General features: G+C 62.5%; 17 protein-coding genes and 1 pseudogene. 9 read left to right on the top strand and 9 right to left on the bottom strand.

The window, feature by feature from the left end; genetic code table 11:
• Positions 1 to 232 precede the first annotated feature (232 nt).
• The 4 genes from gatB (at position 233) to EN949_RS23410 (ending at position 3,535) form a co-directional block, all read left to right on the top strand.
• Positions 233 to 1,732 (top strand): Asp-tRNA(Asn)/Glu-tRNA(Gln) amidotransferase subunit GatB, encoded by a 1,500-nt coding sequence (gene gatB, locus EN949_RS23425; RefSeq protein ID WP_063168097.1) that lies wholly within the window; start codon positions 233 to 235, stop codon positions 1,730 to 1,732.
• A 4-nt stretch (positions 1,733 to 1,736) separates the two neighbouring features.
• Positions 1,737 to 2,231 carry a GNAT family N-acetyltransferase gene (locus tag EN949_RS23420; protein ID WP_063168096.1) on the top strand — a complete coding sequence of 165 codons (495 nt, stop codon included), beginning with the start codon at positions 1,737 to 1,739 and terminating at the stop codon, positions 2,229 to 2,231.
• A 161-nt stretch (positions 2,232 to 2,392) separates the two neighbouring features.
• Positions 2,393 to 3,091: an AIM24 family protein gene (locus tag EN949_RS23415; RefSeq protein ID WP_027160398.1), complete on the top strand. Its 699-nt coding sequence runs from the start codon at positions 2,393 to 2,395 to the stop codon at positions 3,089 to 3,091.
• Between the two features lie 27 nt (positions 3,092 to 3,118).
• Complete coding sequence (locus EN949_RS23410; RefSeq protein ID WP_081714327.1) at positions 3,119 to 3,535, top strand: hypothetical protein; 417 nt, start codon at positions 3,119 to 3,121, stop codon at positions 3,533 to 3,535.
• 37 nt (positions 3,536 to 3,572) lie between these two features.
• On the opposite strand, the gene panC is transcribed toward EN949_RS23410, so the two are convergent.
• Positions 3,573 to 4,424, bottom strand: a complete 852-nt coding sequence (gene panC, locus EN949_RS23405; RefSeq protein ID WP_127371184.1) for a pantoate--beta-alanine ligase — start codon at positions 4,422 to 4,424, stop codon at positions 3,573 to 3,575.
• Positions 4,421 to 5,236: a 3-methyl-2-oxobutanoate hydroxymethyltransferase gene (panB, locus tag EN949_RS23400; protein ID WP_206519294.1), complete on the bottom strand. Its 816-nt coding sequence runs from the start codon at positions 5,234 to 5,236 to the stop codon at positions 4,421 to 4,423. The genes panC and panB overlap by 4 nt, the downstream gene beginning before the upstream one ends.
• Positions 5,237 to 5,491: 255 nt before the next feature.
• Between panB and EN949_RS23395 the strand changes: the two genes are divergently transcribed.
• From EN949_RS23395 to EN949_RS23385, 3 genes are all read left to right on the top strand, one after another.
• Positions 5,492 to 5,890: an NADH:ubiquinone oxidoreductase subunit NDUFA12 gene (locus EN949_RS23395; protein ID WP_013531353.1), complete on the top strand. Its 399-nt coding sequence runs from the start codon at positions 5,492 to 5,494 to the stop codon at positions 5,888 to 5,890.
• 123 nt (positions 5,891 to 6,013) lie between these two features.
• A complete protein-coding gene (locus EN949_RS23390; protein ID WP_013531354.1) occupies positions 6,014 to 6,604 on the top strand; it encodes a DUF2155 domain-containing protein in 591 nt (196 codons plus the stop codon).
• 75 nt (positions 6,605 to 6,679) lie between these two features.
• The gene (locus tag EN949_RS23385) at positions 6,680 to 7,066 is read left to right on the top strand and encodes a hypothetical protein (protein ID WP_013531355.1); all 387 of its coding nucleotides are present in this window, start codon (positions 6,680 to 6,682) and stop codon (positions 7,064 to 7,066) included.
• Between the two features lie 9 nt (positions 7,067 to 7,075).
• Here the strand turns inward: EN949_RS23385 and aat are convergent, their stop codons facing one another.
• The 6 genes from aat to EN949_RS23355 form a co-directional block, all read right to left on the bottom strand.
• Positions 7,076 to 7,693 carry a leucyl/phenylalanyl-tRNA--protein transferase gene (gene aat / locus EN949_RS23380; protein WP_024503883.1) on the bottom strand — a complete coding sequence of 206 codons (618 nt, stop codon included), beginning with the start codon at positions 7,691 to 7,693 and terminating at the stop codon, positions 7,076 to 7,078.
• 12 nt (positions 7,694 to 7,705) lie between these two features.
• Complete coding sequence (gene accC / locus EN949_RS23375; RefSeq protein WP_013531357.1) at positions 7,706 to 9,049, bottom strand: acetyl-CoA carboxylase biotin carboxylase subunit; 1,344 nt, start codon at positions 9,047 to 9,049, stop codon at positions 7,706 to 7,708.
• Between the two features lie 10 nt (positions 9,050 to 9,059).
• Complete coding sequence (gene accB, locus EN949_RS23370; protein WP_013531358.1) at positions 9,060 to 9,518, bottom strand: acetyl-CoA carboxylase biotin carboxyl carrier protein; 459 nt, start codon at positions 9,516 to 9,518, stop codon at positions 9,060 to 9,062.
• A 26-nt stretch (positions 9,519 to 9,544) separates the two neighbouring features.
• The gene (gene aroQ / locus EN949_RS23365) at positions 9,545 to 9,979 is read right to left on the bottom strand and encodes a type II 3-dehydroquinate dehydratase (protein WP_013531359.1); all 435 of its coding nucleotides are present in this window, start codon (positions 9,977 to 9,979) and stop codon (positions 9,545 to 9,547) included.
• Positions 9,980 to 10,128: 149 nt separating this feature from the next.
• The gene (locus EN949_RS23360) at positions 10,129 to 10,932 is read right to left on the bottom strand and encodes a DsbA family protein (RefSeq protein ID WP_013531360.1); all 804 of its coding nucleotides are present in this window, start codon (positions 10,930 to 10,932) and stop codon (positions 10,129 to 10,131) included.
• A gap of 61 nt (positions 10,933 to 10,993) precedes the next feature.
• On the bottom strand, positions 10,994 to 12,388 hold the full coding sequence (locus EN949_RS23355) for a M48 family metalloprotease (protein ID WP_013531361.1): 1,395 nt from the start codon (positions 12,386 to 12,388) through the stop codon (positions 10,994 to 10,996).
• Between the two features lie 145 nt (positions 12,389 to 12,533).
• Between EN949_RS23355 and EN949_RS23350 the strand changes: the two genes are divergently transcribed.
• On the top strand, positions 12,534 to 13,682 hold the full coding sequence (locus tag EN949_RS23350) for an aminotransferase class I/II-fold pyridoxal phosphate-dependent enzyme (protein ID WP_013531362.1): 1,149 nt from the start codon (positions 12,534 to 12,536) through the stop codon (positions 13,680 to 13,682).
• Positions 13,683 to 13,686: 4 nt separating this feature from the next.
• Entirely contained in the window at positions 13,687 to 14,634 is a 948-nt protein-coding gene (locus tag EN949_RS23345) for a glutaminase (RefSeq protein ID WP_013531363.1), read from the top strand.
• Between the two features lie 171 nt (positions 14,635 to 14,805).
• On the opposite strand, the pseudogene EN949_RS23340 reads toward EN949_RS23345, so the two are convergent.
• Positions 14,806 to 15,255: pseudogene (locus EN949_RS23340) on the bottom strand (ribonuclease E/G); the annotation flags it as partial.

The following is a 15,255-nucleotide window of genomic DNA, read 5'->3' as shown; positions in this document are numbered from 1 at the left end:
GTTTTCTGCCCTGCCTCGCCAAGAGGTCAGGGCCTTACCGGGACTGAGCGTAAGTGGACATCCACTCTCCATTGGAATGGACCTCCTATAGGCGAACGCGGCTGAAAAGGCCAGTCCGCGGCTTTGCGCTTGTGTTTTTTGGGCGCTTGTCTCTTTTGGCGGTTTGCACTAGCGAAGTTGCACACCAAAGTGTGCGAAACGCATTATCCGCAGTTCCAATACGCAGGCCACCATGTCCCTCATCGACACCCGCACGCCCGACGCCAAGCGCCTTGTTTCCGGTGCCACCGGCGACTGGGAGATCATCATCGGCCTCGAGGTCCATGCCCAGATTACATCGGAAGCAAAGCTGTTTTCCGGCGCCTCGACCGCTTTCGGCGCGGCGCCCAACGCCAATGTCAGCCTGGTCGATGCGGCGATGCCCGGCATGCTGCCGGTCATCAACGAGGAATGCGTCAAGCAGGCGATCCGCACCGGCCTTGGGCTGAAAGCGCAGATCAACCACAAGTCGGTCTTCGATCGGAAGAACTACTTCTATCCAGACCTGCCGCAGGGCTACCAGATCTCGCAGTTCAAGCAGCCGATCGTCGGCGAGGGCACGGTAATCGTTTCCGTTGGCCCCGATCGTCAGGGCGAATTCGAGGACATCGAGGTCGGTATCGAGCGGCTGCATCTGGAGCAGGATGCCGGAAAGTCGATGCACGACCAGCATGTGACCATGTCCTATGTCGACCTCAACCGCTCCGGCGTGGCGCTGATGGAGATCGTCTCCAAGCCCGACATGCGCTCGGCCGACGAAGCCAAGGCTTATGTCACCAAGCTGCGCACCATCGTGCGCTATCTCGGCACCTGCGACGGCAACATGGACGAAGGTTCGATGCGCGCCGACGTCAACGTTTCGGTGCGCAAGCCGGGCGGCGAGTTCGGCACGCGCTGCGAGATCAAGAACGTCAACTCGATCCGCTTCATCGGCCAGGCCATCGACTACGAGGCGCGCCGGCAGATCGCCATTCTCGAGGATGGCGGCAAGATCGACCAGGAGACGCGGCTGTTCGACGCCGTCAAGGGCGAGACGCGTTCGATGCGCTCCAAGGAAGAGGCGCATGATTACCGCTACTTCCCCGATCCGGACCTCTTGCCGCTGGAATTCGACCAGGCCTATGTCGATGCGCTGGCCAAGGAATTGCCGGAACTGCCAGACGACAAGAAGGCGCGGCTGATCGCGTCGCTCGGCCTGTCGGTCTATGACGCCTCGATCCTGGTTTCGGAAAAGCCGATCGCCGACTATTTCGAGAAGGTGGCCGCCGGCCGCGACGGCAAGCTCGCCGCCAACTGGGTCATCAACGATCTGCTCGGGCAATTGAACAAGGCCGGAAAAGACATTGAAAACGCTCCGGTTTCTCCCGAGCAGCTTGGCGCGGTCATCGATCTGATCAAGGACGGCACCATTTCCGGCAAGATCGCCAAGGACCTGTTCGAGATCGTCTGGAATGAGGGCGGCGATCCGCGCCAGCTGGTCGAGAGCCGTGGCATGAAGCAGGTCACCGACACCGGCGCCATCGAGAAGGCCGTAGACGAGGTGATCGCAGCCAACCCCGACAAGGTCGAACAGGCGCGCGCCAAGCCGAGCATGGCCGGTTGGTTCGTTGGCCAGGTGATGAAGGTGACCGGCGGCAAGGCCAATCCACAAGCGGTCAACGACCTCGTCAAGACCAAGCTGGGCATCGAGTAGCGCGGTGTTTGTCCGCACCGCAGGTGAACGTGATCTGACGGCCATCCGGGCGCTGCTGGTCGAAACCTGGCACACGACCTATGACGCGGTCTATGGCCCTGATCGGATCGACCGGGTCATCGAGGATTGGTGTTCGCCGGCGAAATTGAGAGCTAGCCTTGAGCGGCCGAATGCCGAATTCCTGGTCGCCGACGACGGCAAGCGCATCGGCGGCGTCGCCTATGCCGAAAGCGTCGAAGGCGGCACCGTGGTCGACCTGCAACAGCTCCATGTCGCACCCGACCTGCAAGGCCGGGGCATCGGCGGGATGTTGCTCGATGAGGTGATCGAGAATTTTCCGGAAGCCCGCTCTCTACGCATCGAGGTCGTGGAGCAGAACAGGCGTGCGGTCGCCTTCTATCTGGCCAACGGTTTTGCCGAGATTGGCCGGGCCGACAATTATGGGCCGGCGCAGTCCGGTATTGCTGCGTTGATTCTTGAGCGGATGCTGACCGCCTGAGCGCTCGATGATCGCGCGATTGCATCACGTTGTTGCGAGTGGACCCTCGAGCGCACGGCTTTCATTTGACGGCGCAAATATCGAGCGCAAAGCTGTGGCCGCTGACCCCAGCCATGATCGGTGTTTGACCGGTGGCATGCGAGGCAGCTTGGGGAATCGTCATGCCAAGCTTGCCGGAACTGATGCCGACACAGGTGTCGGACGAGACCTTTGGCGGCGTCACCTATCATATAGCGGGCGAGCTGGTGCCGGTGCTTTCGGTCGATGTCACGCGCATGCCGGTCTATTTCGAGCACCACATCCTTTTGTGGAAGAATTCCACCATCACCATCGGCCTGAAATCGCTGAAGGGCGCGCTGAAGCGGATGATGGCCGGCATGCAGATCTTCGTCACCGAGGCGTCGGGGGCGGGCATCGTTGCCTTCAGCCGCGATGGGCCGGGCCACATCGTGCCGATCCATCTCAGGCACGGCGAGGAGATCCAGGTGCGCGAGCACCAGTTTCTCGCCGCCACCGGCAATGTCGACTACACCTTCGAACGGGTGCGCGGCCTGGCGACGATGCTGTTCGGCCAGAGCGGCTTTTTCATCGACCGCTTTCGCGGTGATTCCGGCGATGGCATCGTCTGGCTGCACGGCTATGGCAACGTCTTCGAAAAGACGCTCGCCGCCGGCGAAACCATCGACATCGAACCAGGCGGCTGGCTGTTCAAGGATGCCTCGGTCAGGATGGAAACCAAGATCGATCGCCTGTCGAGCGGCTTCTTCGGCGCCAACATGAATTTCATCGTCAACCGATTCACCGGACCGGGCCGTGTCGGCATCCAGTCGATGTATCTGCATATGCCGACCGAGGAATAGTTCGGCGAAGGCCACTGGCGGGCAGCAATGGCGGCCGCGATCCGGCCATGCGTCATCGCGGCGTTTGCCGTGCCGGCTCACCACGGATATGCAAGGGCCATGACCAAATTGTTCCGCACTGCGGCGCTGGCGCTGCTCGCCATCATCATTTTCGCGACCTTGTCGCCGATCCAGATGCGGCCGCATCTCGCTGAAGCAAATGTCGAGCGTGCCATGGCTTATGTCCTGCTGGGCTTCGCCCTGGCGGTCGGCTTCCCCAACCGACTGTATCAAGTGGTGATCTTTGTGGCTGTGATCGCCGGCATGCTGGAACTGCTTCAGCTCATTGATCCCGGTCGCCATGCACGCCTCATCGATGCATTGGTGAAAGCCTTTGCCGGGGTGGTTGGGATCGTCGCGGGACACCTGATCGTCAGGGCCGGCCGGCAAAAGAGCGAGAGCTAGGCGCGGCAGCAATCCGCCGCGGAGGATCGAGCCTTCGCTAGGCAGCGGGAACCCCCACATTGTCGATTAGCCTGGTCTTGCCGAGCCATGCTGCTGCGAGAAGACGCCCTTCGCGGTTTCGACGCCATGGCGCAAGCGTCAGGCTTTCGCGTGCCTCGACATAGTCGACCTTCTGGAAACCGGCGGCGATGAGGTCGCGGCTGGCCTCTTCGGTTGCGTCGCTCTGGTCGGCGCCTGCCGCCAGGGCCGCAGCCGTTTTGCGCAATATCACGTTGAGTTGGCGGGCGACCTTCAGTTCGGCCTCATCGAGATAGGCGTTGCGTGACGACATGGCGAGACCATGCGCGTCGCGTATCGTCGGGGCGCCGACGATCTCGACGGGCAGGTCGAGATCGCCGCAGAGCTGCCTCACAACGCAAAGCTGCTGGTAGTCCTTCTCGCCGAAGACCGCAAAGTCGGGCGTTGCCTGCAGGAGGAGCTTTGCCACGACAGTGGCGACGCCTTCGAAAAAGGTCGGCCGAAAGTCCGATTCGAGCCCGGCGGAGGGGCCGCCGACTGAGATTTTCGTGGCGAAGCCGGCGGGATACATCTCGCCAACCGTCGGTGTGAAAGCAAGGTCGGCCTTTGCCGCGCCGAGCCGGTCGAGATCGCGGGCGAGTTGGCGCGGGTACTTGTCGAGGTCTTCGCTCGGCGCGAACTGTGTCGGGTTGACGAAGATCGACACGACGCAGCGCTCGGCTTTTTCGAGCGCGATCCTGACCAGCGAGATGTGCCCGTCGTGCAAAGCGCCCATGGTCGGCACCATGGCGACACGAAGGCCGTCACGGCGCCAGTCATGGATTTGCGTGCGAAGTGCGGCAACGCTGTCGACGACGACGGGTTGGCTCATGCGTCATCCCTGCTGTTTGTCGCCGAAAAGACATGGCCGGGGCCCGGGAAGGTCCGGTTTCGCACTTCTGCTGCATAGCTCTTTGCGGCATGCGAGATCGCGCTGCGCAGGTCGGCGTATTCCTTGACGAATTTCGGCACGCGATCGACGGTCAGCCCGACCATGTCGTCGATGACCAGGATCTGGCCGTCGCAGTCGCCGCTGGCGCCGATGCCGATGGTTGGAATGGCGAGGCGGCGGCTGATATCGGCGGCGACCCTCTCGACCGTGCCTTCGATGACCACCGAGAAAGCCCCGGCGTTCTCGACGGCGAGCGCATCGCGAAGCAATGCCGCAACAGCCTCCTCGGTGCGGCCTTTGATCTTGTAGCCGCCGTCCTTCTCGACCGATTGCGGCTGCAGGCCGATATGCCCCATGACCGGAATGCCGGCGGCGACGATGGCCGCGATCTGGCTAACCATTTCGACGCCGCCTTCGAGCTTCACCGCCTGGCAGCCGGTTTCGTCGACGACCCGCCGCGCCGAGGCGACGGCAAGTGCTGCCGTGACCTCATAGCTGCCAGCCGGCAGGTCGACGACGACGCAGGCACTGGCCGAGCCGCGCATCACGGCTTGCCCATGCGCGATCATCATCTCCAGGGAGGCACCCAGTGTCGTCTTGTGGCCATGGAGGACCATGGCGACACTGTCACCGACCAGAAGCAGATCGACATGGTGATCAAGCAGACGGGCGATGGGATAGGTATAGGCGGTCAGGCAAACGATCGGCGTGCCGCCCTTGCGGTGGCGAATCGCCTCGGCGCTGATGCGCATGTCGGTGGTCGGCAATTCCGTGGCCAATCGTCACCTCCTTTGGCCTCAAGCCGGGCTGGATACAAGCATGGGCGCGCAGAGCTTTAGAAACACCGCAAAGGCTTGGCAAGCGTGCATGCAGCCACCGGCAGGATCACAGGCTTGTGTCGGGTTTCAGGAAAGCCATTTGCGCACACGCCGTGGCAAAAGCCTTGCCTTCGGCAAGGCCTGACGCCATAAGCAGGAAACGGGCGCTGCTGGCGCGAGGGTTTTGAAATGAAGACTTTCCTTACGCAGTTTTTCACCTGGTGGAACAGCCAGACGATAGGAACCCGCCTGCACACGTGGCGGTATGGCAAGAAGGTCGGCCAGGACGAGACCGGCAATTTTTACTACGAAGGCGGCATCGATTCGGAAGGCCGCACGCGCCGCTGGGTCATCTACCGCAATTATTCGGAAGCTTCGGCGATACCGCCCGGCTGGCACGGCTGGATGCACCACCGTGTCGACGTCGCGCCGTCCAGCGAGGACTACAAGCCACGCGACTGGCAGAAGCCGCATCAGCCCAATCTGACCGGCAGCCCGGCGGCCTATCGCCCGAAGGGCTCGGTGCTCACCAATCAGCATCGCCCGCAGGTCACCGGCGACTACGATGCCTGGACACCCGGGTCGTAGCGACAGGGTGCAAGCCGGTCCTTTATCGCCACAATTGGTGTTTAGCTGCTTGCTGATCAGAAAACGGCGACTAGCCTTGGCGATCGACAGAATCACCCGGGCGCGAACCACCGGTATCTTTGCATGAGCTTTTCTTACTCAATATCGGCCAGTCTGGCGCTAGCCGCCGGTCTTGCCGTCAGCACCGTGGCCTTCGCCGCTTCGCCTGAGCCCGCGGCACCCGCACCGGCGCCGCCCGCGGGAGCGGACCGGGTTACCAATGCCGTTGCCGAGTTTGCCGGTATCGACAAGATCACCGGCCGGATCATCACCTTCGATGTCTATATCGACGAGACGGTGCAGTTCGGCGCTTTGCAGGTGACGCCGCGCGTCTGCTATTCGCGGCCGCAGGCGGAGGCGCCGAAGACCGATTCCTTCGTCGAGGTCGACGAGATCACGCTCGACCGCAAGATCCGCCGCATCTTCACCGGCTGGATGTTCGCTGAAAGCCCCGGCCTCAACGCCGTCGAGCATGCCGTCTACGACGTCTGGCTGAAGGCCTGCAAGCAGAAGTCGGATGTGCCGGCGCCCGACGGAGCCAAGGCTGACGCAACCAAAGCGGAGGCCCCCAAGCCCGCCGCAGCCAAACCGGAAGCCGCGACCACTCCGGACGTCACAACGCCTGATGTGACGGAGCCGGACGCTTCGGAACCCGATACTACCGACACCAACTGATCCCCCGGAACCGTCCTGGCCACAATGCGTTGGGCCACGGACGAGCGCACATTCATGCGTAAGGAGGATCTTCCGATGTCAGACAGCAAACGGATCACGGCTAGCAAGGCCGAATTGCTGGAACTCGAAAAGGGATTCTGGACGGGCGACTCCGCCTACTACGCGGCCAACGCCGACACCGAATGCCTGGTGGCATTTCCGCAGATGGCACAGGCGATGGACAATGCGGATCTGGCCAAGACCGCGGCCAAGCCCAACCGCTGGCGCAACCTGCGAATGGATCTCAAGGGCATTATCGAGCCGGGCAGCGACATCATCATGCTGACTTACGAGGCGCGTGCGACACGGGAAAATGGCGAGGCTTATGCCGCGCTGGTCAGCACCGGCTACGTCCATCGCGCCAACGGCTGGAAGATGATGTTCCATTCGCAAACGCCATTGGAAGCCGCTACCGGGAAGTAGGCTCAATCCTCAGGGATAGAATATTGCCTCGCCCTTCAACGCATCGGCGAGCATCTTCTCATACTTGCCGCGCGGCACGTCGACCGCGCCGAACCGCTTGAGGTGCTCGGTGGTGAACTGCGTATCAAGCAGAGCAAAGCCCCGCGCCTTCAAACGCTCGACGAGGTAGAAGAGGCAGGTCTTGGAAGCGTCCGTCTCTCTGGCGAACATGCTCTCGCCAAAAAACACCCGGCCGAGCGACACGCCATAGAGGCCGCCGACCAGCCGGTCCTCACGCCACGCTTCGACCGAATGACAATGGCCTATCCGATGCAACTCGATATAGGCTTCGCGGATCGGCGCATTGATCCAGGTCGAGCGCCGCTCCGCGCGCTTTTCGGCGCAGCCGTCGATGGTCGCCTCGAAATCGAAATCGAAACGGATGTCGAAGGGATGTTTCTTGATCGTTTTCCAGAGACTTTTCGGCGTGTGAAAGCCGTCAAGCGGGATGATGCCACGTGTCTCCGGCCGCACCCAGAACACCTCCGGGTCGCCGGCACTTTCTGCCATTGGGAAGACGCCCGAGGCGTAGGCCTTGAGCAGCAGGTCGGTGGGGATGCGATAGCCGGGCGCGTAGGGGCGGGTCATCGCGTCTCCGCGCTACTCTTCCTTGGCCAGGTATTTTTCCAGCCAGTGGATGTCATAATCGCCATTGGCGATGTCGGCATTGCCGACGAGATCGCGAAACAGCGGCAGCGTCGTCTTGATACCGTCGACGACGAACTCGTCCAGGGCGCGGCGCAGGCGCATCATGCACTCGACGCGGTTACGCCCATGTACAATCAGCTTGCCGATCAGGCTGTCGTAATAGGGCGGGATCTTGTAGCCGGAATAGACGCCGGAATCGACGCGGATGCCCAGACCACCCGGTGTGTGGAAATGGGTGATCGTACCGGGCGAGGGGGTGAAGGTGCGTGGGTCCTCGGCGTTGATGCGGCATTCGATGGCGTGGCCGTTGAACTTGATGTCCTCCTGCTTCACCGAGAGGCCGCCGCCGGAAGCGACGCGGATCTGCTCATGCACGAGATCGATGCCGGTGATCGCTTCCGTCACCGGATGCTCGACCTGCAGGCGCGTGTTCATCTCGATGAAATAGAACTCGCCATTTTCGTAGAGGAACTCGATCGTGCCGGCGCCGGAATAGCCGAGGTCGGCAATCGCCTTGGCGCAGATGCCGCCGATACGGGCGCGCTCTTCGGCATTGAGGGCCGGCGAGGGCGCCTCTTCCCAGACTTTCTGGTGGCGGCGCTGCAAGGAACAGTCGCGCTCGCCGAAATGCACGCCGCGGCCAAAGCCGTCGCCGAACACCTGCACCTCGATATGGCGCGGCTTTTCCAGGTATTTCTCGATGTAGACCGCATCGTCGCCGAAGGCCGCACCGGCTTCCGTGCTCGCCGTCTGCAAGGCGACCTCAAGGTCGGCCTCGGTAAGCGCTACCTTCATACCGCGCCCGCCACCACCGGCCGATGCCTTGATGATCACGGGATAGCCGATCTCGGCGGCAATGCGCCTGGCTTCTTTTTGGTCGGTGACGGCGCCGTCCGAACCGGGCACAACCGGAATGCCGAGGCGCTTGGCGGTTCGTTTGGCCTCGATCTTGTCGCCCATGATGCGGATATGGTCGCCGGACGGACCGATGAAGGTGATGTTGTGCGCGGCCAGTATGTCGGCGAACTTGGCGTTCTCCGACAGGAAGCCGTAGCCCGGATGCACGGCGTCGGCGCCGGTGATTTCGCAGGCCGCAACGATCTGATGGATGTTGAGATAGCTGTCGCGCGATGGCGGCGGACCGATGCAGACGCTCTCGTCCGCGAGCCGCACATGCATGGCGTCGGCATCGGCGGTCGAATGCACCACCACCGTCTGGATGCCGAGTTCCTTGCAGGCGCGCAGTACCCGGAGGGCGATTTCGCCGCGATTGGCGATGAGGATCTTCTGAAACATCAGGCCCGCTCTACTCGATCACGACGAGCGGCATGCCATATTCGACCGGCTGCGAATCCTCGAAAAGGATCGCGGTCACCGTGCCGGCGCGTGGCGAGGGGATCTGGTTCATCGTCTTCATTGCTTCGATGATCAGCAGCGTCTGGCCTTCCTTGACCTTCTGGCCGACTTCGATGAATGCCTTGGCGTCCGGCGACGGCGCCAAATAGGCCGTGCCGACCATCGGTGAGGTGACCGCATTCTTGGAAAGGTCCGCCACCACAGGCACTGCAACGGCGGCAGCCTGCGCTGCTGCCGGCGCATAGGCCGGTTGCGGCGCCGCGATTGCATGAACGGCCGGCGCCTGCCGCGAGACGCGCACCTTCAGGTCGCCCAGTTCAACCTCGATCTCGGTGAGGTTGGTGTCGTTCAGTATGCCCGCCAGATCGCGGATCAGTTGCTGGTCAACACCGGTCTTCTTTATCGACATTTTCGAGCCTTCTGTTTGTTGGCCGGTCATAGGCGTGCGGCCAGCGCCTGTAGCGCCAGCGTATAGCCGAGCGGCCCAAAGCCACAGATCATGCCGACGGCGACCGGCGCGACCATGGAGACGTGGCGGAATGGTTCCCGCGCATGGATGTTGGAAAGATGAACTTCGGCCACCGGCAATGGTGCGACGGCGCGGATGGCGTCGTGGATGGCAATCGAGGTGTGGCTGTAGGCGCCCGGGTTGATGACGATGCCGACAGCCTTGTCGCCGGCTTCCTGAATCCAGTCGACAAGGTCGCCCTCATGGTTCGACTGGCGGAAATCGATCTCGAACCCCAGCGCCGTGCCTGCCTGCTTGCAGTCGTCGGCGATCGCGGCAAGCGTCTTGCCGCCATAGATGCCCGGCTCGCGCTTGCCGAGCGCGTTGAGATTGGGACCGTTCAGGACGAAAACCGTTTTCAAAAAAGCCGACCTTTCCCAGCGCCGTCATCAAGCCGGCGCGCTGGGCCCTCTATAATGGGCATAGCCGCCCGCGGAAAGAGCGCAAGTACGTTCTTTCACTGTCCACAACAGGCGGAAATGTGCCAGTGAGAGATAGCTGGCGAGCAAGATCAGAGCGCGGCTTTCGCCGCCTCGATCTTTTCAGCCAGCACTTCCTGCCCGAGCGCCCCGAACACCACCTCGTTGCCGACGACATAGGACGGCGTTCCGGTGATCGCCAGCTTGTTGGCAAGATCGTAGGTCTTGGCGAGGGCCTCGTTGATTGTCGGGTCCTTCATCTTCTCGCGCAGCGCCGCTTCGTCGGCGCCGAGCGACAGCGCGACCTTCATGGCCGCCGCCTCGGTGGCGCGTCCCTGACCGCCGAGCAACGCATTGTGGAACTCGCCGTACTTTTCCGGGTGCATCAGGTGGAAGGCCATCGAGACCACGCTCGCCTTCTGCGAATCCGGTCCGAGGATGGGGAATTCCTTGAGCACGAAACGCAGGTCCGGATCGGTCTTGGTCAGCGCCTTCATGTCGTCGATGGCACGTTTGCAGAAGCCGCAATTATAGTCGTAGAACTCGACGATGGTGACCTTGCCGGTCGGATTGCCGACGACGCCGTCGAAGGCGGAGTTGAAAATCTGGTCCTTGGCATCCTTGATCACGCCGAGATGAGCGATGCGCTGCTCTTCCTTCTGCTTGGCCTCAAGCGCGTCCTGGACCTCCAGAAGAACTTCCGGGTTTTTCAACAAATAGTCGCGGATGATGCCTTCGACCTCGGTGCGGTCGATCTTGGTATCGGCCGCCGCCGTCTCGACCGGCTGTGCGGTCCCGGCCTTGGCGATCTGCGGGTTTCCGGCAACGAATCCGAAAGCCAGCATGGCCAGAGCGACCGCAACCCCCGTGGTGCCCAGCAGCAGTGCCTTTTTCATCGTTCCTGTTCCTTCTGCCTGTTTTCCGGTCTGGCTATGTCGTGGCGCGGGGCCGGAAGGTTCACTTGATCTTGGTTGACGGCTTGTAGTTTATGATATCCTGGGCGCGAAGCCAGCGCGGCTCGCCGCGTTTCATCTGCTGCTGCGCCCGCATGGCGAAAATCTTCGCATCCTTGTAGTTGCCGGAATAGAAATGGCTTTCGGCGGTGGCAAGTTCAGCGCCAGGTATGTCGCCCAACTCGCCATAGGCCTGCGCCAGATAGCGATATCCGGCTGAATTTTCCTTGTCGCGACCGAGGCCATTGTTGATCTGCACGACGGCTTTTTTGAGGGAGTCGGGCGTGCCGACGGCCATCAGCGCCTGGCCCACGGACACCGGCAGCAGACCGGACCGAGCCGAATCGAGGCTGACCGCCTTGGCATAGGCGTCCGCGGCTTCCTTGGGTTTGTTGGCTTTCATCAGAATGTCGCCGCGCAGTTCCTGGAAGTAGGCATTCTTCGGTTGCGCCTTGATCAGTGCATTGGTCTTGGCGAGGGCGGCGGCGATGTTGCCGAACAGGTAGGTCGACTGGGCGTCGCCGTACTGGGCGGCGAGGGTTCCTTGCATCTTTCGCATCAGCCGGGACGCGGCCGCCTGGCCTTCCATGTAAACGGCGATCTTCACCCGCATCATGTCATGGCGCTGCTGCAGCGCGGGCGGGTCCGGCCTGTCGACATTGGGGTCCTGTTTCACCAGCACTTCGAGATTGGCGATGCGGTCCTGCGGCATCGGATGGCTGATCCGATACGGATCGACCTGGGCGCCCGAAAGCGAAAGTGCGGTCTGGAAGCGGCGGAATGTCTTCAGCATGCCCATGCCGGACTGGCCGGTGGCGTTGAGATAGGTGATCGCCGAGCGGTCGGCCGTCATCTCCTCGGTGCGCTGATAGGCGAGGATGCTGCGCTGTGCCATTTCGCCGCCGCCGGCAGCCACGCCCATGCCGGCGCCGGCGAGACCGCGGCTGCTGGTTGTGGCACCGGCGACAATGGCGCCGGCGCCAAGCAATGTCGCGATGACGGCCATCGTCTTGGCTCGTTCGAGCTGGTCGCGCAGCTTCTGCTGGTGGCCGCCGGCAATATGACCGGCTTCGTGCGCGATGACGCCGATGATCTCGTTGGGCGTTTCAGCCGTCATCAGCGCGCCGGTGTTGATGAACAGCCGACGCCCGGTAACGAAGGCGTTGAAACTCTGGTCGTTGACCAGAACGATGTCGATGCCGTCATTCGCCAGGCCGGCCGCCCTGAAGATCGGCCGCGCGTAATCGCGCACCAGCGCCTCGATCTCGGCGTCGCGCACCACCGGCACGTTCTGGGCGAAGGCGCTGACCGAGCTCGACATTGCAACGGCAACGCCAAGCGAAAGCGTCGCGAAGACGCGCGCTGCCTGGGCAATCGTCGATCTGGGTCGGCTCAACATGATGTGTCCACTGGTAGACGAGCGGGCGAAAGATGAAAAGTCGGCGCCGGAAACTTCCTCAACTTGTGATCCTCACATCAATCGGGCATTTGTGCGGCACATGCGCCAGTGCCTGGCGCCGTCAGTCATCGGGAATACTGGTTAAATGGTCGTTTCGCTCTCACGCCGCGGCAATGTCGAGCCCTTCCATGCGATGGACATTCTGGCAGAGGCAAACCGGCTGAAGTCCCAGGGCGTGCCGGTTGTTTCGATGGCCGTCGGCCAACCCTCCGATCCCGCACCGGTTCTGGTTCGCGCCGCAGCAGCCAAGGCGCTGCAGGATGGGCGCATCGGCTACACCGACGCGCTCGGACTGGCAGGTTTGCGCAAGGCGATCGCCGGACACTACGCCGATCACTATGGGCTTGAGATCGAGCCTGGCCGGATCGCGGTGACCACGGGATCGTCGGCCGCCTTCAACCTTGCCTTCCTGGCGATGTTCGATCGGGGTGACCGCGTCGCCATCGCGGCACCCGGTTACCCTGCCTACCGCAACATCATGGCCGCACTAGGCATCGAGGTGGTCGAGATCGAGCTCGGCGACGCCGCCTACCTGCATGCCGGCCATTTGGAAGCCGCGCATCGTGAAAAGCCGCTGAAAGGCGTTCTCTTCGCCAGTCCCGCCAATCCAACCGGCGCGGTCATACCAGCCGATGAACTGGCGGCCCTGGTAAGGACGGCACAGGACCTCGGCATCGCCGTCATCTCCGACGAAATCTATCACCGGCTGGCCTATGCCGCCCCCGACACCACGGCACTTGCCTATGGCGGCGATGTGACGGTGATCAATTCCTTCTCCAAATATTACTGCATGACCGGCTGGCGAATCGGCTGGATGGTGCTGCCGCAGGAACTGGTGCGGCCGGTCGAGCGCGTCGCCCAGAGCCTCTACATCTCGCCGCCGGAGCTATCGCAGATTGCCGCGATCGAAGCGTTCAGGGCGACCGAGGAACTGGAGGCGGTAAAAGGCCGCTACGCCTGGAATCGCGAGCTCTTGCTGAAACGCCTGCCGGAACTCGGCTTTCCGCTGGCGGCGCCCATGGACGGCGCCTTTTATGCGTTCTGTGACGTCACCAGGCATACCAATGACAGCATGGCCTTTGCGCGAAAGATGCTGGCCGAGGCGCATGTTGCAGCAACGCCCGGCCGCGACTTCGACACTCAGGCTGGGCACCGGACCATGCGTTTCTCCTATGCCGGCAGCCACGACGACATGGTCGAGGCAATGGTGCGCATCGAACGCTGGTTGAGGTAGCACCATGCCGGAACTTGAACAGGCCCCCAAACTTGATCGGGCATTGGCCGAAGTCGCCGCCGAAATGGCCGAGCGCACCGATCGCGGCGACGTCGCTTCCTACATTCCGCAGCTGGGCAAGGTCGATCCGAAGAAGTTCGGCATCGCGGCGGTCACCAATGACGGCCGCGTGCTGATGGCCGGCGATGCCGACCAGGCATTTTCCATCCAGAGCATCTCGAAAGTGTTTACGCTGACACTGGCGCTCGGCAATGTCGGTGACGCGCTTTGGCAGCGGGTAGGCCGCGAACCGTCAGGCAATCCATTCAACTCGATCGTGCAGCTCGAGCATGAGAACGGCATTCCGCGCAACCCGTTCATCAATGCCGGCGCCATTGTCATTTCCGACATCCTGCTTGCCGGCCACCAGCCGCGCGAGGCGATCGGCGAAATCCTGCGCTTCATCCAGTTCCTCGCCGACGACGAAACGATCATCATCGATCGTGAGGTCGCGGCGTCCGAACGGGCCACCGGCTATCGCAACTTCGCGCTTGCCAACTACATGAAATCCTTCGGCAATCTCCACCACGCGCCGGAGCTGGCGCTGGGCGTCTACTTCCACCATTGCGCCATCGCAATGAGTTGCCGGCAACTGGCGCTCGCCGGCCGCTTCCTCGCCAATGGCGGCAAGAACCCGGCGACCGGGCATTCCGTGGTGTCGGCCGAACGGGCACGCCGCATCGGCGCGATGATGCTGACCTGCGGTCACTATGATGGCTCCGGCGATTTCGCCTTCCGCGTCGGCATCCCCGGCAAGAGCGGCGTCGGCGGCGGCATATTGGGCATCGTGCCGGGCGTGGCGTCGCTTGCCGTCTGGTCGCCCGGCCTCAATGCCAACGGCAACTCCAAGCTGGGGTCGATCGCGCTGGAAAAGCTGGCCAGGATGATGAACTGGTCGATCTTCGCGCCGTGATGCATGTCGCCCAAAAGTGCGCAGCGGTTTTGGGACAACGACATGCATAAAAATCAAAGAAGCGTTTTAGCCTTTCGCAATCCGGAATAGCGCCAGATAAGAAAATCCCGCACCGTCTTCGAGACGGCGCGGGATTTTTTGTCAACAAACTAGCTCAGGTGGCTGAAAGGCTTAGAAAAAGCCCTTCCGCTGCCACCATCCGCCGCGTTTCGGCTTGTCGTCGGTCTTGTCCTCGGCCTTGGCCGCGGGTTCTTCCGCTACGGTCGAAGACACCACCGGCTCGACCGGCGCATTCACCGCCGCCGGCTTGCGCCGCGACGGGCGGGCCTTCGGTGCCTTCTCGACAGCCGCTGCTTCGTCGGACGCCGTGGCCGGCGTCTCGACCGGTGCTTCCGCCTCGGCAGCCGGCTCTTCGGCGATGATTTCGGCTGCGGCCTTCTTCGGCTTGGCGGCACGGCGTGGCTTCTTCGGCTTCTCCGTGCTCGGCGCGTCGTCATTGGCCGGAGCAAGCACCACCGGCTCTTCGGCCGCTGCGGTAACCACCGGCTCGCTGGCGATCACCTCGGTTGGCGAGACTTCGCCTTCGGACGCGTCGGCTGCTTCGCCAGCACTTGCCTCAGC

This window comes from Mesorhizobium sp. M7A.F.Ca.US.007.01.2.1, assembly GCF_003998165.1.
Classification (GTDB): Bacteria; Pseudomonadota; Alphaproteobacteria; order Rhizobiales; family Rhizobiaceae; genus Mesorhizobium; species Mesorhizobium ciceri.
The sequence above is the reverse complement of the archived record's forward strand: the minus strand, read 5'-3'. Positions and strand labels throughout refer to the sequence as shown.